The organism is Fulvivirga kasyanovii (genome assembly GCF_009711405.1).
In the GTDB taxonomy this organism is placed as follows: Bacteria; Bacteroidota; Bacteroidia; order Cytophagales; family Cyclobacteriaceae; genus Fulvivirga; species Fulvivirga kasyanovii.
In genome coordinates, this window is record NZ_SMLW01000664.1 from 1 (window position 1) to 23,817 (window position 23,817).

Sequence of the window (23,817 nt, forward strand, 5' to 3'; positions counted from 1 at the left end):
GTACTGAGGTGGTTGACTGGGATACGAAAAATGATCAGCAATTGGTAGTGGAGGGTGTAGTAACCAGTGAGAACAAAAAGCACTACGTCAATCTAAGCGCTACACTGGGTATTTACAGCGAAAAAGACACTCCAACAATCAGTAATGCTGTGGTAACTATCAACGATGGCGCATCAGTGTATACTTTGGTAGAACACCCGGAGAAGAAAGGGTTCTATGAAACCACTGAAGCATTTGCTGGAGAGCCTGGTAAAACCTATCGATTGGATATCAGGCTTGCTGAACCTGTGGGAGGGGTACGAACTGTTCAGGCCATTTCGGTAATGCCACCTCGGGTTATGGTTGATTCTATGAAAGTGGTAAATGAAACCTCGGAAGATAGCAATGAATGGTATTCTATCAAATTATTTGGCAGAGACTCAAAAGAGATGGATAGTTATTGCCTCATGTATACTTATAGAAATGGCACATTAATTACCGACAGACTGGACCAGCTTGTATATTATAATAGCCAGGACCCGGAAGCAAACCTAAGCGAGTATACTATTAACCAGGATAACATTAGTTATGGCGATTCTGTTGCTGTTGAAATTCAGTCCGTCGCGAAAGAGTACTATCATTACGTGTCAGATCTGAAAGAAAAAATGTATTTATATTACGGGGATTCTGATCAATCATCCAAATCGTCTTCAAATGTCTATGGCAATATCAGCAACAATGTCTTTGGGTATTTTTATGCTACTGCTGTTACAAGACTGGAAGAGGTGGCTGAATAGTTGCCGTTAGCACATAAAATTGATCTGACGCTTTTGGGATTTCCTCTTTACCTATGTGGAAATCAGGCATCTTCACCCGTGTTTATGACAGCATTTTAAAAATATTATGAATTATTGCTGATCTGGTCGGTTCAGACGGAACTAAATTGAAACATTGGCTGAGTCTATTCAATACAGAAGCTAGAGGAGGGAAGGCTGGGTAGGCTGGGTAGGCTTACAATACTGAAAAGGGTCATCTCAACAGGTTGAGATGACCCTTTTTGTTTATTTATCTTTGTATTCTTTTAAGCCGTTTTTCTGAGAAGCTATCAGAATGTAATTCGTAATCCCCCTAAAAGCAAGATGCCGGTTACATCAGCCCCCATATATTCACGACTTTGATTGTTAAGTGCGTTTCTGGCATTAACATACACATTGATATGCTTTGTGAGGTCATATGATACCTTGGTATTCAAAATAAGTTTGCTGTCTATTTCGCCTGATGTAGTTGCTGGATTCATCAGGCTGTAAAAGCTGTATTGATTTTGGCTGCTCATGTAGTAAGAGTTGAGGTTAACATTGAGATGCTTTACCGGCTTGTAGTTGATATAGATACCCCCAAACACAGATGGCGTCTGGTCATTGGTAACTGTTACAGTATTATTAGTGTTATTGACCGCGTCTACAGCCTCAGTGTTAAATCCTGTAGGCATATCCTCAACTTCTGTTTTCTGCCAGGTTATAAATGGCTTAACCTGAAACTTGCTGCTTGCTACATAATTGGCAGATACAGTAACGCCTTTTTGAATTGCCCTCGCATCTATATTCTGGTAAGAAAAATATTGGGATGCCTCGGCGATGTAAGGTTCTGGAGCTCTATCCTCAAGTAGAACATTCATATCCTTACCGGTTTGTCTAAGAATCTCTATGTCCAGTTCCAGATTGTGGGTGATTTTTGAACGAAAGCCAAATTCCAGCATGTGTATTTGGAATAGTTTGAGATTTGTATTTCCGGAGTAACTAAACAATGCTTCTGCTCCAGGTATGCCTGGGACCGGAAACACACTAAATATATCGGCATAATTAGGGTTTATAAATGAGCCGTTGTTGGATTTTGAATAAACTGTCCTTACCAAATTCTTTTCGTTAAGATGGTACGTGCCGGATAATTGATAAGACAGATAAATATCATCAGGAGATGAAAATTTATCCAGTCGTGCGCCACCAACGAATCTAAGCGACTCTGTGGGATTATAATCGGCAGTTAGTGATACAGCATTATTTGTAATTGACTGTTTTGCATTAAGAATACCAACTATTCCTAATTCAGGCAAAACGTAGTTCTTGTCGCTATATGTTGCCGTTTGATAAAATATACCTGGCCTGACAGATAAGTTGTTATTTAGATTCCAATTATACTCAACAGATGCCTCTACAGTCTCATAATCATACTTAAGTAGTGGAAACAATATACCTTTACTAAAATGATCCATACCATTTACATAGGATACCCTACCCTTAAGGCTTCCTTTGGTAACAGCAGCGTTTATATACTTTGTTTCATGCTCAGAAAAGGAAAGTGACGTCCAATAATTGCTAAGGTATATTTTTTGAACCTGTGATCTTTGCAGCCCTGACTGTACCTGTATGTTCAGGTTATCTGTAGGGTTATAGTCCACGAAAAGGTTTAGTCCTTTTTTGTCTACAGATCTTTTATAGTTGGAGAGATATACATCGGAGACAGGTTGCTGTAATCCATCATAGGATATCAACTCATTAACAGGCTTGTAAGTACCCGAAGCATATTCAAAATATAAATTATCCTGCCTGTTTCGTATTTCATAATTTCCAGATACATATGTGCTGATTTTGTCGTTGAATTTATATCCGGCTCCCATATTACCGATTTGTGTATCAGGAGTTCCGGTACTAACATCAGCATTTAGCATAAGCCCTTCTTTTTCTGCATTTTTTGTAATAATATTGATAACACCAGCTACAGCATTGGGGCCGTATAAAGGTGCTGCGGGCCCTCTGATAACCTCAATCTTGTCTATGTCGATCAGACTTATGGGTATAGTTTCCCAATATACACCGCCCTGGTTATTGTTAAAAACAGGTCTGTCATCAATCATAATAAGTGTAATGTAATTAGACGCGTCCGTCCCTCTGCTGTATCTTGTAATGTTATCAAAACCTCTCAAATGGACATCATAAACGCCATTGGCCTGCTCCCTTACAATCATACCGGGTATTAGCCTAAGAGCTTCGGGTATATTGGTTGCTCCCGAATTTACTATTTCATCATAAGTAAGTGTTGAACTGGATAATGGAGCATCGAAAAGCGATTCAGATTTTTTCGATACGGAATATATTTTGATTTGCATGAGTTCTTCAATACTCATCTCATACAGATCGTCCTCCTGAGCTATGGCTCCCGAGCATAAGGAAACTAACAATAGTAATAGAAATAGTCTCATAGTTATTTGTTTAAAGGTTATCTATCCTTCAGAATTAATTAATCTGCAACATTAAGTTTATGGACTCTTCTTTTACAGTATGTAAGGGAGACAAAAAGGAGGACAATTAGGAGGATGAAAAAGTGTACATCACAAATTTATTAAAGCTCTGATGTTTCAAATAACTTACAATTGTTGCTTGTCAGGAATGCGTTCGGAGATTAGTGAATTATGGTAAAGGTGAATGTGCTACCTTCTCCAGGCTTGCCTTCTATTATGAGTTTTCCACCGTGCAATTCTGCAAATTCTTTACAAAGCATTAGCCCAAGGCCGGAGCCCTTTTCCCCGGCAGTGCCATGTTTTGTGAAAAACTCTCTGCCGAGTATTCTGTCAATTTCTTCATTGGTAAGTCCGACCCCAGTGTCGATTACTGAAATGTGAATAAAGCTCCCCTTTACTTCAGACCTGATTGTAATTACTCCATTTTTGGGAGTAAATTTCACTGCATTGTTTATAAGGTTTCGCAATAATAGCCTGATCATATCTTTATCGGCAAATACAGACAGTTCCTTGTCTACATTGCTGATAAGCTGTAAACACTTTTTGTCGGCGTGGCTTTTTATCAATCGAAGGGTTTCATCTACAATGTCACTGAGTTTGAATTCTGATTTTTTTACTTCTATTCCCTTCATCTGGCATTTTGCCCATTGTAAAAGGTTTTCAGTCAGACTTGATAAGTTTTTGGATGCTTCTTTAAGATTGGGAAGTAGAGATTTAAACTCATCTAAACTTATATATCCGGAATCCAGTAAATTCAGAAGCTCCGGAATTTGCTTTACAGAACCTCTAAGGTCGTGGGATATAACCGAAAAAATCTTGTCCTTAGTGAAATTTAGTTCTTTAAGTTCTTCTGCTTGCCGGGCTATTTCAATGTTCTTGTTGTTTATATGGTCATTCATAGCCAGCAACTCACCTGTTTTTTTTCTAACCTCGTTTTCCAGCAGTATTTTTTGGCGTTCCACCTTTTTGGTTTTGGCCCGGATTACCATGTAAACGAGTAGTCCGATCAGCAGGAGATAAATAACATAGGCCCCAAGGGTCCGGTACCAGGGGGCATTAATATAAAATGTAAAATAAACGGGCTTGCTTATGTTCCCATAAACATTCTTTGTTCTGACGGTAAATGTATACTTACCTTCCGGAAGATTGGTAAAGTTGGTTTTTGTTGAATGGCTCCAGGAAGACCAGCCGTCGTCAAAGCCGGCTAGCTTGTATTGATATGTGTTTTCCTTTGCACTTTCGTGAAAAGTACTTGTAAACTCGAAATGTAGATTGTTTCTGCTGTAAGGAATATGAACATTACTAATTTTTTGTCCATATGAGAAAACCAGAGAGTCTTTGCTCCAAACTTCCCGGAGGCGTAAGTGAATGGACTTGTCGTAAAATGTTTCTTGTTTGGGGTTGTAAATAATCAGCCGTTTTTTGCTTCCAATCCATATCTCCTCAGGGCCGGCTACAAATATTGGTATTTGTGTATCTACACTATTCTTACGGATTTTTTCAGCTATTTTCTTAAAAGGTGTTGTAGGTAAGTGATACTGTCCGTTATCTTGTTTTTTTAGTACACCGGCGGTTGCCTGTTCAGGAGAGACAGACCCCCAAAAATAAAGGTCTCCTTTGTCATTCTCAGCGATGGAGTATATACAGGTGCTCTTTGGAAAAGCCTTATTCATGGAATCTTCAGCCACAAAACTGTTTGTTTCTTTGTTGTAGCTATACATGCCATTAACTGTTGTAGTTATAATTTTTCCGGTTTTTAGTTGATATAGCCTGTTGTTAAGGTTTGACGGAAGTCCTGCTTGGTTATTATAAAGCTCCTGATGAATCACAGAGTCCATTTGTTTATTTAAGCGAAGTTTCCATATTCCGGTATATGGATTGTGAGCCCATATATTTTGTTCGGAATCTTCGTAGAGGGTGGATAAGCTTTCGTCAAAGCCTTTTATCTTCTTTTTTTTCCATTGACCATTTTGTTTTTTTAGCAACCAAATGCCTGTATTATATGTGCTAAAAATCAGGGTGTTGCTATCTTTTTTAAAGCCACATATAGCCATTACATAATCATGTTCAGTGATTGCCGTTGCCTTTTCTTCCTCAAGCTCAAACACCCCGAAACTACTGGCCGCATATACCTGCTTGTTACTATGATAAAAGCCCCAGGTTTCGGCTGAATAGGTTTTAGGAAGTACTTTAAATGACCCGTTACCCTTACGATAATAAACTCCCCACTCGGTCCCCAGATATTCATACTCCCCATTTTTTTGTATTGCAAGTATTTGCCCCTTAAATCCGTCGCTATTATCAAGAAACAAAAGGGGAGAGCTGGTACTTACAAGAGATATTTTTGTAGGGCTAACCACCCATAAATTACACTCTTTATCTAGCAGAGCATCCTGATAGAAATAATCCTCTGAGAAGTCGGGGGATATGTCACTTTTTACCTCGCCATTTTCATTTATAAACAGGACTTCGTGTATGGTGAAAAGCGCTATCTGGTCTTTTCGCAGGTATTTGACACCAACAATTTGCTCATTACCAAGGTGCTCGAGATAGTTTCCTGGCAAAAGTTCCCATTGACCTTCAGGGGATTTTGTATCAAATATCCAAAGATGATTTTGACTGTCTAGTATAATTCCTTTATGCTGTCCATAGGGCGTGATGTCCCAAATACTTACATTAGGGTTTATACGTAATAACCTCAGCCCCGCTTTACTATATTCATAAAATTTATTATCCTGACTTGATATAAACAGATGGGAACCAACTACAAATAAAGATTTGAATAGGCTTGTTTTTATATTCAATACCTTAAATTGCCCTTCTCGGTAAATATAAATTCTCTGCTCGTCACAAAAGAAAACCGAGTTGTCGAATATTATAATTTTGTGAACAATTCCAACACTTTGATACTTTTGCTCAAGCTGTTTTAAGAGTGATCTGTACTCGTAATTCCCTGATGAATCCTTTAGAAAATATCCAAGTTCACCCTCGCTTCCTATGTATATTTCGTCATTGTTTCCAATAGCCAGGGCATCGACACCAAGGTTGCCCGGAAGGTAAAGGAGGTTCCATTCAGCGCCATCATATGTAAGTACTCCGTCGCCATTAGCTAAATAAATAACCCCATGCCTGTCCTGGTTTATTTGATAGTTTTGCCCGGCATTATATTCATCCTGGGAGAAGTCACGTACAAACATATGCTGTCCCTGCAATGGAAAATATACACTAAGCAAAAACATGGCGCCTGATATCACCCGTTTGAATGATTCATTTGATAATGTTAAAACCCAGGAGGCAACTAAGTAATCCATTTTAGGTATAGCTTTATGTTTATTGTGACCTGCAGTTTCTACTTCATTTTTTATATCGTATTCTGATTCGTATAGAGCTACAAGGAATATGGAATAGTAAAAGAGAACTCACTTCCCTGGCCAGGTACACCTTTTATAAAAAGATTTCCACCATGCAGCTCCGCAAACTCTTTACAGAGCATCAAACCCAACCCTGAGCCTTTTTCACCCGCAGTGCCATATTTTGTAAAGAATTCTCTTCCAAGTATTTTATCAATTTCGTCTGTAGTAAGCCCAACACCTGTATCGGTTACCGATACATGGATGGAATCTTCTTTTCTTTCTGACCTGATGGTGATCACACCATTTTTTGGTGTAAATTTTATAGCGTTGCTGATAAGGTTACGTAATAACAACCTTATCATGTCCTTATCTGCGCATACCGGCAACTCTTTGTCCGTATCATTTACGAGTTGTAACCCTTTCTTCTCAGCATGGGCATTTAGCAAGCGTAGGGTTTCATCTACAACTTCAATGAGATTAAAGTTCGATTTTTTCACCTCTATACCGTTCATCTGACACTTTGCCCAGTGTAAAAGGTTGTCGGTCAGGCTCGATAAGTTTCTGGATGCTTCTTTAAGGTTCGGAATGAGGGATCTAAATTCCTCTGCGGATATATAACCAGAGTCAAATAAATTGAGGAGCTCCGGGATTTGCTTAACGGAGCCTCTAAGGTCGTGTGATATAACGGAAAAAATCTTGTCTTTAGTGAAGTTCAATTCCTTAAGTTCATCGGCTTGCTTGGATATTTCCTGGTTTTTCAGATATATGTCTTCATTTATTGCAGTAATTTCTTCATTCATGGTGAGCAACTCTCTGGTCTTCTTGTTCACTTCTTTTTGCAACAGTAGCTTTTGACGTTCTACATTTTTTGTTTTTATATGGATGATCCAATATACAAGCAATATGCTCAGGGATATATAGGTTAGGTAAGCCCAGGTTGTCCTGTACCATGGGGGCTGAATGTGGAACTTAAAGTATGCCGGATCCCCGACTTTATCATATACATTTTTTGCCCTTACCAAAAAGGTATAATCACCTTCGCGCAGGTTGGTAAAAACAGCTTCCCCTGTATTGTTCCAGGCTGACCAGTTGTCATCAAAGCCGCTGAGTATGTATTGATATTTGAGTTTCTCAGCACTTTCGTAAAAGGTGCTGGTAAATTGGAAGTGCAAGGTATTTTTGCTGTATGGGATAATGTGTTCCCTTTTTGTCTGCCAATTGGAATGGATCAAAGAATCTTTTGTCCATGCATATTTAATATGGGTGCGAACCGTGTCATCATAAAAAGTTTGTTGTCTTGGATTGTAGGCGATTAAACTTTCTTTATGACTTATCCAGATCTCCTCGGGGCTTACATGGAGTATGCGTGTATCAACATCAATACTGGTTGGGGGTATAGACTGAGTTATCTTTTTAAAGGGAGCCTCAATGAGTGAGTAATTCTCGTTAGTTTGTTTTTTCAGATAATATGCAGTGGCTTCTCCCGCTGCTCTCATGGCCCATAAAAGTAGATTGCCCTCTGGTGTTTCCGAAATAGAATAAACTACCACATTTTCTCCCAGGGCTTCGTTTATCCTTATTTCTGGCTCAAAACGGTCGGTTTCATTGTGGTAACGGTAAACCCCATTAGTAGTCGTAGCTACTAACCTGTTGTTATTGAGGCAAAATATTCTGTTATTAATATTTGATGGGAGTCCCCGTTTCATATCATAAAATTCCCGGGAGATAACAGTATCCATTTTTGCGTTTAACCGAAGCTTCCAAATACCTTTCGTGTCATGGCTGATCCAGATATTACCTTCTGAATCCGTTTGCATGTATCGCGTATGTTCATCAAATCCTTTTATTTTATTTTTCTTCCAGCCATCATGTTTTTTTTTGAGTAGCCATATGCCGCTATTGTATGTGCCCATAATCAGGGCGTTGCTGTCTTGCCTTACACCGCAAAGTGACATAACATACATATGATCAGTTATTTTTGTTACTTTATCACCAGTTACCTCAAAGACACCATCATTATGTGCAGCATATATTTGTGTCTTTTTACAGTAAAGGTTCCAAACACCTTCTATCGGCCGAGCGGTTTGGGGAAGTAGCGAAAAACCAGATCGTCCCTTCCTGTAGTACAGTCCCTTTTCAGTCCCTACATACTCATAGTCACCGGCCTTAGCTAAACATAAGATATAATCATTAAGGCCATCACGCTCATCATAATAATTAAGGGGTGAACTGGTGCTTATCATTAATACATCTGAAGGTGTTGTTACCCATAAGTTGTGACTGGCATCCAGGCAGGCATCTTCGTATGGAACTTCGTATACCCGTGATACTATTTTCCCTTGTTCGTTTATAAAAATGATCCCGTTTACTGTAAACAGTGCTATCTGATTGTTTTTTGTGTATTTTATTTGTTGAATTTTTGTGCCTTCAGGCAGGTCCAGGTAATTTCCGGTAATCAGGTGCCATTCTTCGTTAAAGTCACTCGCGTTAAAAAGCCAGATACGTCCTTGGTTGTCCAGAGCCAAACTTTTATCTTCGATATAATCTTCCATATCCCAGATTCGGAAATCCTTCTTAAGATCTATTTTTATAAGCCCTTTTTTCGTGTATTCCAGCAACTCATAATCCAGGTTTAAGAAGAACAAATGATTACCTGCCACAAACATTGACCAGGAGGCATAGCTTTCAAAATCCAACACCTTAAAATTTCCTTTTGTATATACATAGACATGCTTTTCATCACAAAAGAAAACTGATCCATCATGGATTATGGTTGTATGTACATTCCCTACTTGCCTGTATTTTTCACTCAACTTTGGCACTAATGACGAGTAGGTATAGTTGCCGGTTGAGTCTTTTAAAAAATAGCCCAAGTCCTCGTTAGCTCCTATATATATGTTGTCTGCATTATCAATAGCCAGCGAAATTGGATATGAATTATTGGGCATCGGCATCAAGCTCCAATTGCTGCCATCATAAGTAAGAAGGCCATTCGTATTGGTTACATAAATAATGCCCTGCCTATCCTGTTTAACCTGCAGGTTTTGTCCGGATTGAGGAAAGCTGCGAACAAACATTTGCTGCGCAACTGTATTCAAAGTGGTACAAGCGAGTACCATGCATAACATGATCAGTTGTATGCATGAGATAAGTAAAGAACGCTTATAATGTTTTTTATCAACCATTAAAATTTGGTTTTTGCTAAACAAAGCAATTTGCCATTGCATGTATAATAGGTAACATGGTACGCCTAAAGCTTATTATGTTAATAACTTCTTCCTGCTTTCTGGTAAGCTGTATAATATTATTATTTCTCCAAAATGCGCTTTTGTTTTGTATTCTTCTTTTGTATAAAGAACCCTTTCCGTAGCGATCCTTTTTAGCTCGAAGAGTATCTTTTGGCAGGAGGTTAGTGATTACCAAATTACTCGTAAACCTAAAATTTTCACCCATTTTCCTGCTCCATATTGTCATTTGAGTTCCTTTCATCAGTTATAGAGCATGGTAAGCTTCACCGGTATTTCTGAATACTCCTTTCGCTGACGAGGACTTTGCTTTTGCTACGATAGCTCTATACGCTCTCAAATATGATTTGCGTGAATCCACCAGTTCATATTCATTTCCGTTGTCACTATCAACCTTCATTAAAGGATAGCTATACCTCCCTACATTCTCTTGTAGTAAGAATCCACCTGGGTTTCTGATATCCGTAAATTTCATGGCTTCCCTTACATTTACAGCACAAGGAGTAGGCCTGGATGTGAATGTGTTTAACAAAACACCATGAAAGACTCGGGTTCGTACTTCGGTTTCCTGAATACAAAAGCCGGTAAGGATAATAAAAACGACGAAGAGGTGTAGTTTCATGTAGGGTTTTAGCTGACTAGGATATCTTCATGAGCAACTAAAAGCTTTTGATGCTCACTGTTTCGTGATGAAATAAACCTTAAGCCAAATAGACAAGTCAATGTTTTGATTAACCCTCAAATATAACTTATATGAAGGATGATTTTGTTTCAAATCATGGAATGGGAGCAATTGTCCACCTAATTGTCAACCTTGCGCAACAGGTGAAAAAGGTGGAGTCGACGGCTTTATTCGAATAATATATGTTTAAACATTTATAGTTTGGGATACATTTTTTATATTGTTTGTGTACAATCATTCTCTGTTAATAACTCATCAATGTTGTGAGAAAATCAAAAGTTATTCTGTTTATTTTATTTGTAGCTGCCAGTCTCTTCGTCTCAAAAACTGCACTTTCTCAGGAAATAAAATTTGATGCCAACCAGTTTACCAATGGTGAAGGAGAAGAGCTTAACTATCGGATACTTACACCAGATTATGATACGTTGCGCAAATATCCGCTGATAGTCTTTTTGCACGGAGCAGGTGAACGGGGGAATGATAACCGCTCCCAGCTTAAATGGGGAGTGATGAACTTTGCCACTGATGAAATGATGTCTCTGCACCCAGCCTTTGTTATAGCTCCGCAATGTCCTGAAAACCAGTGGTGGTCAAATTTTGACCACGACAGATCGTCTAATAGTCTGAAGTTAAAGCCGGAACCCTCTAAACCCATGAGACTGATGATTGATCTCGTAGATCATTTAAAAGCGAATTTTCCGATTGATGCTGATCGAATCTACATCACCGGGCTTTCGATGGGAGGTATGGGTACCTTTGATGCCATAGTGAGGTATCCGGATATGTTTGCTGCGGCTGTGCCTGTTTGTGGGGGAGGTGACCCTTCAAAAGCAAGCGAAATTGCGCATATACCCATCTGGGTCTTCCATGGCGCTGAAGACCCGACGGTGAGTCCGGCACTTTCATCCAAAATGGTCGAAGCGCTTACCAGTGCAGGCGGGCATCCGGGGTTTACACTTTACCCGGAGGTCGGTCATTTTGCATGGCTGATGGCCTATAGCGACCACCTGATGATTGAGTGGATGTTCAGGCAGCGTAAATAGTCAGATCAGTAAATCTATTCAAACCTGCTGGCATGCCTCATATTAGATCTTTTTGAATATTTTATTGTTCAGGTCAAAAATTTGAAACCTGGCCTTGTCAATAATAGGAATGAGGGCATCAAAAAAGCCAATCACAAGCAAACCTCCTGGCTTGAGGTTATTGTACAGTTTTTCCAGAACCATCTTCTTTGCATCAATGTCGAAGTAGATCATGACATTTCTACAAAAAATAATATCGAACGTTTGGTTAACGTTGTCTGTGATCAAATTGCTTTTATCAAAAATCACATGCTTTATCAGTTCCTGTTGCATAACTCCATACTTGCCGTCATCTGAGTAATATTGCGAGAGGCTGGAGCCGTTGCTTTTATATTTTAGATAATTGTAGCTGTAATCTTTAAACTTTAATTGGTGGTATTTGCCTTTTTTTGCCTGGTTTAGTGCATCAGTGTTAATGTCAGTGGCTAGGGCATTTGCTTTTCCCTCAAGGCCCAGTTCTTTAAGCAGAATACTTAAAGTATAGACCTCTTCTCCGGAAGAGCATCCTGCATGCCATACATCGATCTTTCCCTTTTCATGCACCAGGGCGGGTAGTAGCGTGCTTAATTTCTGCCAGAAAAAAGGGTCTCTGAACATTTCTGTAAGTCCTACAGACAGTTCGTTTACAAAAGGATGTACAAAGTCCCTTTCGCGTAGTATTTTCAACCACAGATCATGGATGGAGTCAAGCTTAAAGACAGAGAGTGCACGGGTGACTCTCCTTTTGAGCGATTTAGGCTCATAGCAGGTGAAATCGATACCATGCCGGGTCATAATGGCAGAGGTAAGCGAGTTCAATTCCTCATCTGTTATTTCTATTCTACGCATTATATCCTCTGAAATCCAGTTTAGAACACCTATGGTTTTGAAATACAGGTTTTACGTGTTTTAATTTGTGCGTCCGGCCATCTCTAAAATTTCTTCGCTCATTCTGAAGACAAAGGCAGGCTTTACTTCCTTGTACCCTTCTATATCAAAATACCCTTTGATGAAGAGTGTCAGTTGATCCCGGTGGAGGTAGTTGCGTAGTCTGTTGCCGTCATTTATCTCCAAAAGGCTTGGGACTCCACCGTAGATATTTAAATCCAGCTCATCAGATACTTCTGTGGTTACCGAGGCTGATACAATGTTGGCTAACTCCAGTAAAAACGATGTCTCGCCAATTGAAACGGATGTGCCTGAAATAGATAGGTTTTGGGCACTGATTAATCTACGTTCTCGTTCGTTCAGTATCAGGATACTTTCGCCTTTTGCATCACCAAACAACTTTGTGCTTAGCAATGTGAACGTCTTTTCAACCGGCATTTCATCAGGTAAGTGTTCAGTATTACTACCCAATTCAATATTTAAACCCCCGGACTTGATTTCTAGGCCAGTTAGTGAGGAAAATGATTTTGCGGCATGTTGATATCCCCGTTCAAATATTTCCTGTATGATCATTTTTTCATTTCGTACCATCATTTCTATCATTTAGCGTGATGTATTAGTTCTTTTTGGTTGTATAATTCCTGATAAATATCAGATTGAATAAAGTTGCTACATTGAGGACAGGGCATACATGGCCGTTACCCAGAATGGTTACCCCATTGATCAGTTTCACATTGTCAAAAGGCTTCATAAGGGGCTTCTCTACTATTTCTTTTTGCTGGAGCAGCTTGTCTACCACTATGCCCATAATCCTTGTATTGTACGACACAATCACGATATTTAGAGCTTTGTCAGCCGGGGTGCTGTCGTAAGTTTTGTGAAGTACTTTGGATTCATTTATAAGGTTAGCATAGGGCAGCTCAAATATATCTTGCAGGAAAACCAGTGGAATTGTCTTTCCTAAATGGGAAGTAACCAGGCCATTGCTCACTTTATAGATTTCCTTTTTACGGATCGATATTACCGCATCGGTATAAGAGAGGGGAATAGCATAGGTAATGTGCTGCAATTCGAATAACAAGGTGCCTTTTACGGCCATTGATGCCGGTAACCTCAGTGAAAATGTGGTGCCAATTCCCTTTTGAGTGGTGACAGAGACAGCGCCCCCAATAGAGTCAAGAGCTTTTTTTACTACGTCCATACCAACTCCCCGGCCGGACAATTCACTTACATCGTCTGCCGTGCTAAAGCCAGGTTCAAAAATCATCAATACTATATCGTTATCGTTAAAATTTTTTGCCTCGGCTTCTGTAAGGAACCCATTGCGTATGGCTTTTTCCCTAATTTTGTTTGTGTCAATGCCCCGACCATCGTCACTTACCTCTATTATTACCGCGTCACTTTCGCTAATTGCTTTTAAAGTAAGGTTTCCTTCTTCGGGCTTACCTACATTCTTTCGGTCTGCCATGGACTCTATTCCGTGCCCTATGGCGTTGCGTATTAAATGAATCAACGAATCACTGATGATTTGCAGAATATTCCTGTCTATCTCCGTTTCGGTGCCTTTTAGCGTTAGCGACACACTTTTGTTTTCAAGGCTGGCCGTATCCCTTACAATGCGGTGAAACTTATTAAACAGGAAACTCACCTGTACCAGGCGGACGTCCATAACAGAGTACTGAAGGTCAGAGGAAATCCTGTTTAACCTGGAGTATTCGCTTGTACTGATTTTTTCAGAATTCAGCCCTATGATCCTGTCCCTTTCTATGACAAGCTCGCCAACCAGGTTCAACAGGTTGTCCAGTTTGCGTACCGGCACCTGAACATGGTCGGAAAAAATGATCTTAGAGCTTTCCGCTGGTTCAGTTTCGTCTGCTGCTTGTTTTTGAGCGGTGTCTGCGTCATTGTTATCATATTCAAAGCCTTCTGGCTTCTGCTGAGGTAAGGTAGTGGTCTTGTCATCTTCAGGAAAACCATTGTTCGTAGCGGTTTCTTCGTAGTCACTGGACTTACTATCCTCAGTGTCTGTTTTTTTGTTATCCTTTAAAGAGTTTAAAATTACCTCCAGCTTGGTCTTTATACCTCTGTATTGAACATTGACTCCGGTCTTTACCGCATGTATTAATTCTCCCAACACATCTATGGATTTAAAAAGACTGCTAAAAATCTGATCGTCCAACACTAGTTTCTTCTCACGGATGGCACTAAAGATATCTTCAACCACATGGGCAAAGTCTGCAATGGTTTTAAAGCCCATCCCTGATGCATTTCCTTTCAATGTGTGTGTTATCCGAAATATGGCATCGACCGACTTTTTGTCGTCGGGTCGTTTTTCCAACTCGGTGATCAGACGATTAAGTTCTTCGTGACTCTCCACCGCCTCTGCGAGAAATATTTCCTTATATTCGTTTTCCTTCGACATACTTAATCCGTTTTGAGAATTGGCTTTATATCCTTTTTCATTCAGGTACTTTTAAAAACAACTCATTAGAAATCCTGGGATATCATTTAGTTTAACTACATAGTCCACTGCTCCCAGCTCAACAGAGGCTTTGGGCATACCGTAGACCACGCTGGACAAGGCATCCTGGGCTATAGTTAGCCCTCCTTTAAGCTTTATTTTTAACAGACCCTGGCTACCATCCCTACCCATGCCTGTAAGTATTACTCCTATGGCCTTTGAGCCATAAACCTCTGCCACCGATTCGAACAAACAGTCGATTGACGGGCGGTCATATTCTTTAAATGTTTTAACAGAGTATTTAAAAAAAGGAGCATCACCTTGGTTGTCAACTTCCATGTTTCCATCACCAGGTAATACATAAATAACCCCTGGTCTCAGGTACTCATCTTTTGTCGCCATTCTTACTTCAAAAGGCAAAAGACTGTCTAATCTTTCAGCATACGATACCAGAAAGCGTTCTGGCATGTGCTGGGCTATAATGACAGGAATTGGAAGATTGGCCGGCAACTGGTCAAGAATTGAACTAATCGCACCCGGCCCCCCTGTTGAGGCACCTATAACCAGGATATCATGCTTTGCAACATCATTGAAGCTATGAATATGGTGGTTTATTCTCCGGGCCGTTTTCTGTAGTATCGTCGGGGTGGTTTCATTTGCCACTTTAATTATCTTTATGAGTTTACTGAGCGCCTTTTTAAATTGCACTGAATCCCTGGTGATGGGCTTGTCAATAAAATCAAAAGCACCTGTGTTCAGGGCTTCGAATACTTCTCGGTTATTCCTCCCTAATGAGCTTAGTAAAATGATAGGTACAGGAATCTCTTTCATAATTTTCTTTACGACATACAACCCGTCATAATGAGGCATGAGCATATCTGTAACAACTACATCAGGATGTAAAGCTTTAACCTTATTTACCCCGTCCTTGCCATTATTGGCAGTGCCTACTACGTCAATGGCGGGATCGGACCTTAAGGCATCAGATATCATTATGCGCATCAGACCAGAATCTTCTATCAACAGGGTTTTAATCCGTTTCACCTGTCATTCCGTTATTTTTTCGGATATTGTATTTAATAAACTTTCAGATGTGAAAGGCTTTACGATGTAAGCCAGTGCTCCAAGCCCTAATCCCTGACTGATGACTGATTCCTGACCAACTGCACTGATCATAAATACTTTAGAAGACAAACCCTCTTCTTTAAATACTTTTAAAATATCAGTGCCGATCATGTCTGGTAATATATTGTCCAGTGTAATAATATCAGGCTCTAATTCAAAAGCCAGGTCGATGGCCTCTTCTCCATTTGCTGCTTCTCCCGCTATCTGGTATCCTGCTCCAACCAAAGCGTCTTTAATCAATGTTCTCATGTAAAGAGAATCATCCACTATTAACACACTCTTATTCATTTTTAAGCTTTATTATATTGTAGTAATTTTTTTTCCTGAGTTAACCCATAATATTCCGGACTGTATATCCATCCGGGCAGTCCTGTACATATCCCCACCAACCTCCATAGCCTGGATCATTATTTTGTTGTGGCTTAGTTTCTTTTGTATGTAGTCAATATTTTTCCTGCCAATCTGAAAACTCGTCATTTTCATGACATCTGCACCGCCTACCAGGCGGGCACGAATAGCCCATGCATTGCAGCCCATGTTTAGCATATCCTGAATTAAACAGTCTATGATATTGTTGGGAGAGCCGGGGCTTTCCGGCAACATGACGTGTGCCCCGGCTCCAATGCCCTTGAATTTGTCATAAAGGAAAACCCCTATACATGACCCTAATCCGAAACAGATAATCTGACCTGAACCTGATACAACAGTGGACTGACCCATAGAGAGTACATATCGCTTTATATCGGGTTTAGCCAACCTCATGTTGGGGCAATTCTATTTTTTCAGCCTCATCCTCTGTCAATACCCTGAAAATGTCAATCAGAATAACCAGCCTGTTCTTTAACTTCACAATACCTTGTATATAGCCTGTATCAACATTCTTGTTGTGGACGAGTTCTACCTCTTTTTCAATAGCAGCAGTACTTACCGTCAAAGTATTGGGTACCTCTGTTACAAGCGCCCCCATTTTGAAAGTCTCGCTTTCCACAACCAGAGTATAGTTATTTCTTTGGTTAGCTTCTTCTGTTGTGATGCCGGGCCTGATTCCAAACTTTTCTTCGAGATCAATAATGCCTATAATATTGCCCCTGATATTGGCCACACCCTTCACATATGCAGGAGTCTGTGGCATTTTGGTAATACTTGGAGTCAATACAACCTCCTTGATCTGTGAAATCTTAATTCCGTAATCTTCCTCACCTAACTTAAAGACTATCAGTTGCAGCGATTCCCGGTTATGCTCTGCTTCTTTATTTAATTTGCTTTCCTTCTTATCCTGCATACCTTTTAAGATTTGGATTTAGCTTCTCGTAACTTAAATTGATTCACACTTGCCTGGAGCTCAGTAGAAACTGATGCAAGTTGTTCACTTGCGGCGGTGATCTCCTCCATACTGTTGTCTAACTCCTGAGAACTGCTGGCCACCTGCTGAGTGCCCGAAGCCGTTTCTTCGGCAACTACCACTATCTGTTCAATATTCTTCGCTACTGAGTCAATAGCTTCTTTTTGGCCTTTGGCAGAGTTCAGGATTTCCCTGGAGTAGCCAAAGGTGGCTTCGCTGGATGTCGCAATTTCTTTAAAGATTGACTCTACTTCTGAAGATGCCGAGTTTCCTTGCTTAACACTTTGACCCATGGTGTCAATGGCTTTTCCGGCTGATTGGGTGTCTTTCTGGACATCGGCAATAATTTTTTCGATGTCTACGGCAGATTTTCTTGAATCTTCCGCCAGCTTCCTGATCTCCTCAGCTACTACCGCGAATCCTCTGCCTGCATCACCTGCTCTGGCGGCCTCTATGGCTGCATTTAGGGCCAGTAAGTTTGTCTGGGCAGCTATATCTGTTATTACATTTAGTGTCCTGCCTATTTCCTCTGCTCTTTGGGTAAGTACTTTAATGGAGTCGGAGGTGAGGCTGGCCGAAGTGCTTATCCCCTCCATATTTTCTACAAGCGTTTTAACGATCTTAAGGCCGTTTTCAGAGCTTTTTTGTCCGTCTTCTGCAGTTTTATTGATCAGCTCAGCGCGCTTCTCCATTTCTTCTGCAGAATTTAGAACCTGTTGAGCCAGGTTGGATGATTCATCTGTTTTCTCAGCTTGATCCTGGGCACCTCTTGACATTTGAGCGATAGCAGAAGCCATTTCCTTCGTGTTGTTTTTCATACTTTGGCTTCTGTCTTGCAGGCTTTCTGCTGAATCTGATACTTGCGACGAAACTTCGTTGATTGTGTATAGCAGGCTGTTCAGGTTTTCAAGGGCTTTGTTTAATGCATTGCCCATTTGCTCAACGTATCCATCGGCGTGCATATCAAACTCACTGGTAAGGTCACCTTCAGCCAGTTTGTTGACTATTTCGTTGACAGCCAATACTGGAAACTTAACGCGTGATATGTCTGTGGCAATTTTAATAACTTTTGTTACTCTGCCATCCTGATCTTTTACGGGTGTGTATGAAGCCTGGAGCCATACCTCCCTGCCATCTCTGCTAATCCTCTTAAATTCACCTGATTGTATCTGCCCGTTAGCAAGTGTTCTCCAAAACTGTTCGTACTCTTGTGTATTTGTGTACGAATTTTCACAGAATATACGATGATGCTTGCCAACTATTTCATCCTGCCCATGGTAGCCTAAGGTTTTCACAAAATTGGCGTTTGCAGATATTACTGTACCGTCTGGCTCAAACTCAATTGAGGCCCAGCCGGCATCAACAGCCGCCTGTACATTATCGGCTTTAATTTTATTGGCTCGCTCTTCGGTTATATCCTTAATAAAAGCTGTATACTGAACGGCTCCTGATACTTCTACCTTACTTAAAGAAAGATTTCCCCAGAATTTACTTCCGTCTTTTCTCGTCATCTCAAGGTCCCGTCCTATTCCGATAACTTTGTTTACGCCAGTATTGAAGTTGTCGTCCACATACCGGTCATGATTTTGGCGGTGAGCCAGAGGCACGATCATTTTTACGTTGTTACCCAGCACCTCTTCGCGGGAGTAGCCAAACATCTCTTCGGCTGCTTTATTGAAGAAAGTAACTATTTTGTCTTCACCGATAGTGACCACACTATCTACCGCAGCTTCTAATATTTGAAGGTTTTTTTGCTTCTCAAGCACTTGTTCAGAGACGTCAGCAGCTATTTTTACTACTTTAACAATCTTGCCGTTATTGTCTTTAACCGGTGTAAATGCCGAATTTACCCACACTTCTTTCCCGGATTTTGTCAGTCGCTTAAATTCGCCGGATTTGGCCTGTCCTGATCCGAGATCTTCCCAGAAGGTTTTGTAATGATTGCTTTTGAGATCTTCCGGAGTGCAAAATATTTTGTGGTGCTTACCAATAATCTCATCTGCTGAGGTATACCCCATAAGGGTGATGAAATTGTCATTAGCAGATAAAAGTGTGCCGTCAGGCTCAAATTCAGCAGAGGTCCAACTCAGGTCAAGAGCCTGCTTCAGTGCATCCCCTTCATCCTTGGCCTCCATGAGGTTTGTAATGTCAAAACGTACGCCTATGTAAGCTTCTGGTTTGCCATCTGTGCCCATAATAGGAGCTATATAAGCATCCACCCAGTAATGGCTTCCGTCTTTTGCTTTGTTTTTAATAAAACCATTAAACATTTTGCCTTTACCAATGGTAGACCAAACCTCCTTAAATACTGATTTGGGCATGTCGGGGTGACGGACTACATTGTGGTTTTGTCCCAGAAGTTCCTCTCGCTCATATTTCGATAGTTCGCAAAACTTATCATTGATATAGGTAATATAACCCCTTTTATCAGTCATTGATATCAGGCACGAAGCGTCAAGGATCTTATTTTTCAGGTCAAGTTCCTTGATCTTTACCTGAGCCTCTGCCGGTAATTGTTTAAAAACGCTTGTCGCCAGTTCTTTTGCCATCGCTTCGGATGTCAGGTTAACGTTGTTGTTGCTTTTTGAGATTACTTTACTTTTTGCCATAGTTTCTTTTTTGCCCTCTGCCATCTTATTCAAATTTTGTTTTGGTTCCGGAATTGTATTATCACTGGTTGCAATAGCTTGGAATGAGTCCGTGGCGTCTACAATTCGCTTGATGAGTGTTTTCTTAATTTTTAATTCGTTGAGTGTTTCTTTCAAATGATCGGTGATCGCAATGATTCGGGGCGTGTCTAAATTGCTATCTGTCAATAAAAAATCAGCTCGGTAGCTGTATGTTGAATTGCCTCCTAAAATAAAAGAGAAGTATTCAACACATGCTTTCCTTTGCTCCGCTATGTCATGTCCGTTTGTTAATGGTTGTAGCAGAACATCAGTCTCAATTTTTTGCAGAAGCAATTCTGCAATTTTTTGCAGGGCTGATTTTCCTCCTACCTCGTGATAAAGTGTTTTTTGTCTATTGGTTAATATTTTAGCCATTTTAATTCTTTGCTGATTTATAGTCTAGTGCCATTAACTCTTTGGCTAGGTTTAAGTAATCTGCCGTACTTTTGGAGTTAGGTTTTTGGGTTATGATACTCTTTGAATGCATAGGGGCCTCAGCCAACTGTACACTGGTGTGGATGCAGGATTGAAAGATTTTTATATCATATTCCGTTTTGATTTTGTCAATAATGATCTTATCGAGTTTTTTTCTTCTGTCCACCATTACCGGCAGTATACCGGCAACCTTCAGGTTCGTATTCAACTCTTTTCTTATTTCTTCGATGGTATTTAATATCAGTTCAACTCCTCGTACGCTCAGAATTTCCGGTAAAACCGGGATCAGTACCAGGTCTGCAGCTACAAGTGCATTTACCGTTAAAGTGGATAAAGAAGGTGGGCAGTCTATTAGCACAAAATCATAATTACTCTCTTCCAAATGATTTTTCAGGATTCGTTCCCTGTTATTCATTTTAAGCATGTCAATTTCAGCATCTGCCAGTCTGATAGATGTAGGTATTACATGAAGCCCTTCTGTTTCTACAATTGCATCATCCAGTCGGGCTTCATGATAAAACAAGTTTTCGGTCCCACAGTCAAGTTCATTTATACCTAAACAAAACGACAAACTCGCCTGTGGGTCCATGTCAATCAGAAGCACCTTTTTACCGTAGTAAGCGAGCGCTCCACCTAAACTCAATGTAGTTGTGGTTTTCCCTGTACCGCCTTTTTGATTTACAATGGAAATGATTTTTTTCACAGATGTTGAAAACTTATGTATGGGTTTATTTTATTAAGTGTGGGATTGAAACTAACTATCGGGTATAACCTGACTATGGCCGTCTCCCAACTAAAGAGCTATAGTCAGTATTAGAAGCCTAGACAAACTTAAAGGGTGATAATGTTTTTGGTTTGCTATGGGGTACATACCTTGAACAATGTTTAGTTAATGAAATTACCTACTGATATTGCTGGCGGGCCGTCTCCCCGCTATATGCTACACAAGCTCTGAAACTCTACAGATTGGTCGACTTAATGACCTTGCGCCTGTTTTAAATTTGCATCCCCTTGTCAACCTCTGTTGACCATTCTCAAGTACGACTTAAAAGTATTTATTCTGACCTTTCAGAGTGTTCAATTAATGCATTTGACCGTATGAGATGGTTAGCAAATTTTTTGCAACATAACTGGAAAAATGTTAGATAAGCACGCTGCAGGGGCAATTGTCCACCTAATTGTCAACCTTTGAAGCCTTTTTAAAAGGCTTATTTGGCAATAATACGTTGAGTTGTATGGCTTTATCTATCATAGCGCCTCCATCAGAGTCGTGCATCAGGGACAGGGTTTTAATATGTTTAGGCATGCGGAAAATCAGTTGATTTGAAGGAAGCCATAAGTGCTTGAATGTCTGTACTCTTCCGTTATTTAAAGCTTATACCTCACCCGTATTATCCCCTAATTTTACGCCGTGTTTTACCCCGGTCGAAAGGGTATTTATGCCCTTGTTGCTAGGGTGCTGATTTGTGAAATTTGTCCTCAATAATGTTTTACCTAACCAATAATTGTTATGAAGAATTTAAATTATTATGTGTTAATTATGGTATTATTTGCATTTGGTTGCAATAAAGAGGAGCATAATCCGGATCAAAGGGTTACGGACGTTAATAGATTGAACCAGGAGGGGCAACGGGTCGTTTCTGAAATATCTATGGATGGTAAGGTGCTAACTTTTATTGAAAGAGATGGTAACGTCGGCGTACTGGAGAGGTATCTGCCAGGAGAACAGCCTGTTCTGACAGCGGATTTTGAAGGACTGACTTTTTCTGAGATTCACAAAAAACTGGCTCCGGAGAGAGAAGTTCCTGAAATACTGAGCCAAATTGACGAACGTTTTGAATTTGAATCTGAAGTTGAAGCAAGGTATCAAAACCAGCAAATCATAGAGGGAAATCATATTGAAGATAAATCAGCTTCCAATACCAGGGAGGCAGGTTTAAATGACGTGTGGTTTCGTGATAATTATTGTAATGTCAGTAGCTTCTGGAATGGTTATAAAGCGTGCCTGCTTAACCGGTACGGCCCTGGTACTGACTGGGGATGGGCCAACTGTTCTCGCTCAAGGGTTTATGTGTATCCGTTTCAGGGAGGTCAGGTGCATCTGAGAGGCCAGATAGATGGATCGACTCTTTTTGATGCTGACTTACTGGCCGGCTATGTGTACTCATATTATATGTTTAGCGGTAAAAACTTCTGGGGCTGTCGTCAAATCAAGAAACATTACTACTCTATAACCCAGACGAGTGGGGATGGATGGCATTGGAACCTGCGTTCAAATACCAATTGTTAAAAGTTAATGCCCATAGTGGGGTATAAGTTTTAATTAAAACCGGGTGATACATCCGGTTTATTTTTTCTTTTCAATTTTCTTTATTCTGTTGTCTATATCTTCCAGCCTTTTCTCCAGCAGCATTACCTTTTCATCAATGAATTTCGGTGGATTTAAGTATGTGCTGTATACACCTTTGACGAGCCAGAGTTCTTTAATTTCTTTTAATGTTAACTCTATGGGAGCGTAATTGGGATCGTCACTCACAAAATTGAGTAACCCGTTATCCAGTGAATTTAGTCGTTTTGTAAATATTCCGTCCTGATGAACAATTACATATACATTTCCGGGGGTCGGTGGTTTGCTCTCATTATTATATAGGAGACAAAGCAGAATATCATTATGATGCAGGCCATTTTGGTGGTACTCCATTTCACTGCCATTGAGTTCAAAAGCTCGTGTCGTTCCTTTAAAATTTACGGGAAGTTCAATATAAGGTAATCGTGACAGAAAGTCTCTGTTAGTGTGGTTGACGATATATTCTATATATTGACTGGTTCTTACCAGCCCTATACCACCTTTTCTGTAAGCGGACTCTTGTTTTGGTATAAACTCATGAGCCTCATTGAGTTTGCGTGTCAGTATATCAAAGCTGTATAGCTCATTGACCGAGAGTTCTTTGTTGAGCAAAAGGTCTATTGAGATGCCAAAATGATTAGCTATTTGAATGATTGTGTCTATTTTGGGCTCAGCTCTTCCTTCCTCATATGCACCTATACTTCCGCGTGTAATGTCAAATATATCTGCAAATGCTGCCTGACTCAGCCTTTTGGCTGTTCTGATCTTTTTAATGTTCTTTCCGATAAATGACATAATGTACCTGCTAATTTTTTTTGCAATTCTAAAACCTTTGGCATATGTTTGGCGTAAACATAAATTAAATTACTAAAATATAAAATTTACTGTTGGCAGAAGTTGCATTCAGGTTAAATTAGTTAGGTCAAAATAGGAGG

At 40.1% G+C, this 23,817-nt stretch carries 18 protein-coding genes; 3 read left to right on the forward strand and 15 right to left on the reverse strand.

The window, feature by feature from the left end:
* On the forward strand, positions 1-776 hold a 776-nt coding region (locus tag E1163_RS26190; protein ID WP_155175990.1), incomplete at its 5' end, for a DUF4249 family protein.
* 308 nt (positions 777-1,084) lie between these two features.
* Here E1163_RS26190 and E1163_RS26195 read toward each other — a convergent pair.
* From E1163_RS26195 to E1163_RS26210, 4 genes are all read right to left on the reverse strand, one after another.
* Positions 1,085-3,235 carry a TonB-dependent receptor plug domain-containing protein gene (locus E1163_RS26195; protein WP_155175992.1) on the reverse strand — a complete coding sequence of 717 codons (2,151 nt, stop codon included), beginning with the start codon at positions 3,233-3,235 and terminating at the stop codon, positions 1,085-1,087.
* Between the two features lie 200 nt (positions 3,236-3,435).
* A complete protein-coding gene (locus E1163_RS26200) occupies positions 3,436-6,585 on the reverse strand; it encodes a sensor histidine kinase (protein ID WP_155175994.1) in 3,150 nt (1,049 codons plus the stop codon).
* A gap of 77 nt (positions 6,586-6,662) precedes the next feature.
* Positions 6,663-9,812 carry a sensor histidine kinase gene (locus E1163_RS26205; protein WP_185156219.1) on the reverse strand — a complete coding sequence of 1,050 codons (3,150 nt, stop codon included), beginning with the start codon at positions 9,810-9,812 and terminating at the stop codon, positions 6,663-6,665.
* Positions 9,813-10,119: 307 nt separating this feature from the next.
* The gene (locus E1163_RS26210) at positions 10,120-10,494 is read right to left on the reverse strand and encodes a hypothetical protein (RefSeq protein ID WP_155175997.1); all 375 of its coding nucleotides are present in this window, start codon (positions 10,492-10,494) and stop codon (positions 10,120-10,122) included.
* Between the two features lie 323 nt (positions 10,495-10,817).
* Between E1163_RS26210 and E1163_RS26215 the strand changes: the two genes are divergently transcribed.
* Complete coding sequence (locus E1163_RS26215) at positions 10,818-11,597, forward strand: prolyl oligopeptidase family serine peptidase (protein WP_155175999.1); 780 nt, start codon at positions 10,818-10,820, stop codon at positions 11,595-11,597.
* A gap of 42 nt (positions 11,598-11,639) precedes the next feature.
* On the opposite strand, the gene E1163_RS26220 is transcribed toward E1163_RS26215, so the two are convergent.
* From E1163_RS26220 to E1163_RS31470, 10 genes are all read right to left on the reverse strand, one after another.
* The gene (locus tag E1163_RS26220; protein WP_155176001.1) at positions 11,640-12,464 is read right to left on the reverse strand and encodes a CheR family methyltransferase; all 825 of its coding nucleotides are present in this window, start codon (positions 12,462-12,464) and stop codon (positions 11,640-11,642) included.
* Between the two features lie 60 nt (positions 12,465-12,524).
* The gene (locus tag E1163_RS26225) at positions 12,525-13,097 is read right to left on the reverse strand and encodes a hypothetical protein (RefSeq protein ID WP_155176002.1); all 573 of its coding nucleotides are present in this window, start codon (positions 13,095-13,097) and stop codon (positions 12,525-12,527) included.
* A 22-nt stretch (positions 13,098-13,119) separates the two neighbouring features.
* Entirely contained in the window at positions 13,120-14,925 is a 1,806-nt protein-coding gene (locus tag E1163_RS26230) for a chemotaxis protein CheA (RefSeq protein WP_155176003.1), read from the reverse strand.
* A 51-nt stretch (positions 14,926-14,976) separates the two neighbouring features.
* Entirely contained in the window at positions 14,977-16,008 is a 1,032-nt protein-coding gene (cheB, locus tag E1163_RS26235; protein ID WP_155176005.1) for a chemotaxis-specific protein-glutamate methyltransferase CheB, read from the reverse strand.
* 3 nt (positions 16,009-16,011) lie between these two features.
* The gene (locus E1163_RS26240; protein WP_155176007.1) at positions 16,012-16,377 is read right to left on the reverse strand and encodes a response regulator; all 366 of its coding nucleotides are present in this window, start codon (positions 16,375-16,377) and stop codon (positions 16,012-16,014) included.
* A gap of 12 nt (positions 16,378-16,389) precedes the next feature.
* Positions 16,390-16,851: a chemotaxis protein CheD gene (locus tag E1163_RS26245; protein WP_155176008.1), complete on the reverse strand. Its 462-nt coding sequence runs from the start codon at positions 16,849-16,851 to the stop codon at positions 16,390-16,392.
* Positions 16,838-17,371: a chemotaxis protein CheW gene (locus tag E1163_RS26250; RefSeq protein ID WP_155176010.1), complete on the reverse strand. Its 534-nt coding sequence runs from the start codon at positions 17,369-17,371 to the stop codon at positions 16,838-16,840. The genes E1163_RS26245 and E1163_RS26250 overlap by 14 nt, the downstream gene beginning before the upstream one ends.
* Before the next feature lie 5 nt (positions 17,372-17,376).
* Positions 17,377-20,475 (reverse strand): PAS domain S-box protein, encoded by a 3,099-nt coding sequence (locus E1163_RS26255; protein WP_155176012.1) that lies wholly within the window; start codon positions 20,473-20,475, stop codon positions 17,377-17,379.
* A 1-nt stretch (position 20,476) separates the two neighbouring features.
* Complete coding sequence (locus E1163_RS26260; RefSeq protein ID WP_343033979.1) at positions 20,477-21,238, reverse strand: ParA family protein; 762 nt, start codon at positions 21,236-21,238, stop codon at positions 20,477-20,479.
* 471 nt (positions 21,239-21,709) lie between these two features.
* Entirely contained in the window at positions 21,710-21,841 is a 132-nt protein-coding gene (locus E1163_RS31470) for a hypothetical protein (protein WP_281353196.1), read from the reverse strand.
* A gap of 204 nt (positions 21,842-22,045) precedes the next feature.
* Here E1163_RS31470 and E1163_RS26265 point away from each other — a divergent pair, with 204 nt between their 5' ends.
* Complete coding sequence (locus E1163_RS26265; protein ID WP_155176013.1) at positions 22,046-22,825, forward strand: hypothetical protein; 780 nt, start codon at positions 22,046-22,048, stop codon at positions 22,823-22,825.
* Positions 22,826-22,882: 57 nt separating this feature from the next.
* Here E1163_RS26265 and E1163_RS26270 read toward each other — a convergent pair whose 3' ends face one another.
* Entirely contained in the window at positions 22,883-23,677 is a 795-nt protein-coding gene (locus E1163_RS26270) for an XRE family transcriptional regulator (RefSeq protein ID WP_155176015.1), read from the reverse strand.
* Positions 23,678-23,817 lie beyond the last annotated feature (140 nt).

What these genes read in the sequence shown, in the direction of transcription:
- E1163_RS26195 (WP_155175992.1), bottom strand. Translation starts at nt 3,235, where the DNA reads ATGAGACTATTTCTATTACTATTGTTAGTTTCCTTATGCTCGGGAGCC.
- E1163_RS26200 (WP_155175994.1), bottom strand. Translation starts at nt 6,585, where the DNA reads ATGGATTACTTAGTTGCCTCCTGGGTTTTAACATTATCAAATGAATCA.
- E1163_RS26205 (WP_185156219.1), bottom strand. Translation starts at nt 9,812, where the DNA reads ATGGTTGATAAAAAACATTATAAGCGTTCTTTACTTATCTCATGCATA.
- E1163_RS26210 (WP_155175997.1), bottom strand. Translation starts at nt 10,494, where the DNA reads ATGAAACTACACCTCTTCGTCGTTTTTATTATCCTTACCGGCTTTTGT.
- E1163_RS26220 (WP_155176001.1), bottom strand. Translation starts at nt 12,464, where the DNA reads ATGCGTAGAATAGAAATAACAGATGAGGAATTGAACTCGCTTACCTCT.
- E1163_RS26225 (WP_155176002.1), bottom strand. Translation starts at nt 13,097, where the DNA reads ATGATGGTACGAAATGAAAAAATGATCATACAGGAAATATTTGAACGG.
- E1163_RS26230 (WP_155176003.1), bottom strand. Translation starts at nt 14,925, where the DNA reads ATGTCGAAGGAAAACGAATATAAGGAAATATTTCTCGCAGAGGCGGTG.
- E1163_RS26240 (WP_155176007.1), bottom strand. Translation starts at nt 16,377, where the DNA reads ATGAATAAGAGTGTGTTAATAGTGGATGATTCTCTTTACATGAGAACA.
- E1163_RS26245 (WP_155176008.1), bottom strand. Translation starts at nt 16,851, where the DNA reads ATGAGGTTGGCTAAACCCGATATAAAGCGATATGTACTCTCTATGGGT.
- E1163_RS26250 (WP_155176010.1), bottom strand. Translation starts at nt 17,371, where the DNA reads ATGCAGGATAAGAAGGAAAGCAAATTAAATAAAGAAGCAGAGCATAAC.
- E1163_RS26255 (WP_155176012.1), bottom strand. Translation starts at nt 20,475, where the DNA reads ATGGCTAAAATATTAACCAATAGACAAAAAACACTTTATCACGAGGTA.
- E1163_RS31470 (WP_281353196.1), bottom strand. Translation starts at nt 21,841, where the DNA reads ATGCCTAAACATATTAAAACCCTGTCCCTGATGCACGACTCTGATGGA.
- E1163_RS26265 (WP_155176013.1), top strand. Translation starts at nt 22,046, where the DNA reads ATGAAGAATTTAAATTATTATGTGTTAATTATGGTATTATTTGCATTT.
- E1163_RS26270 (WP_155176015.1), bottom strand. Translation starts at nt 23,677, where the DNA reads ATGTCATTTATCGGAAAGAACATTAAAAAGATCAGAACAGCCAAAAGG.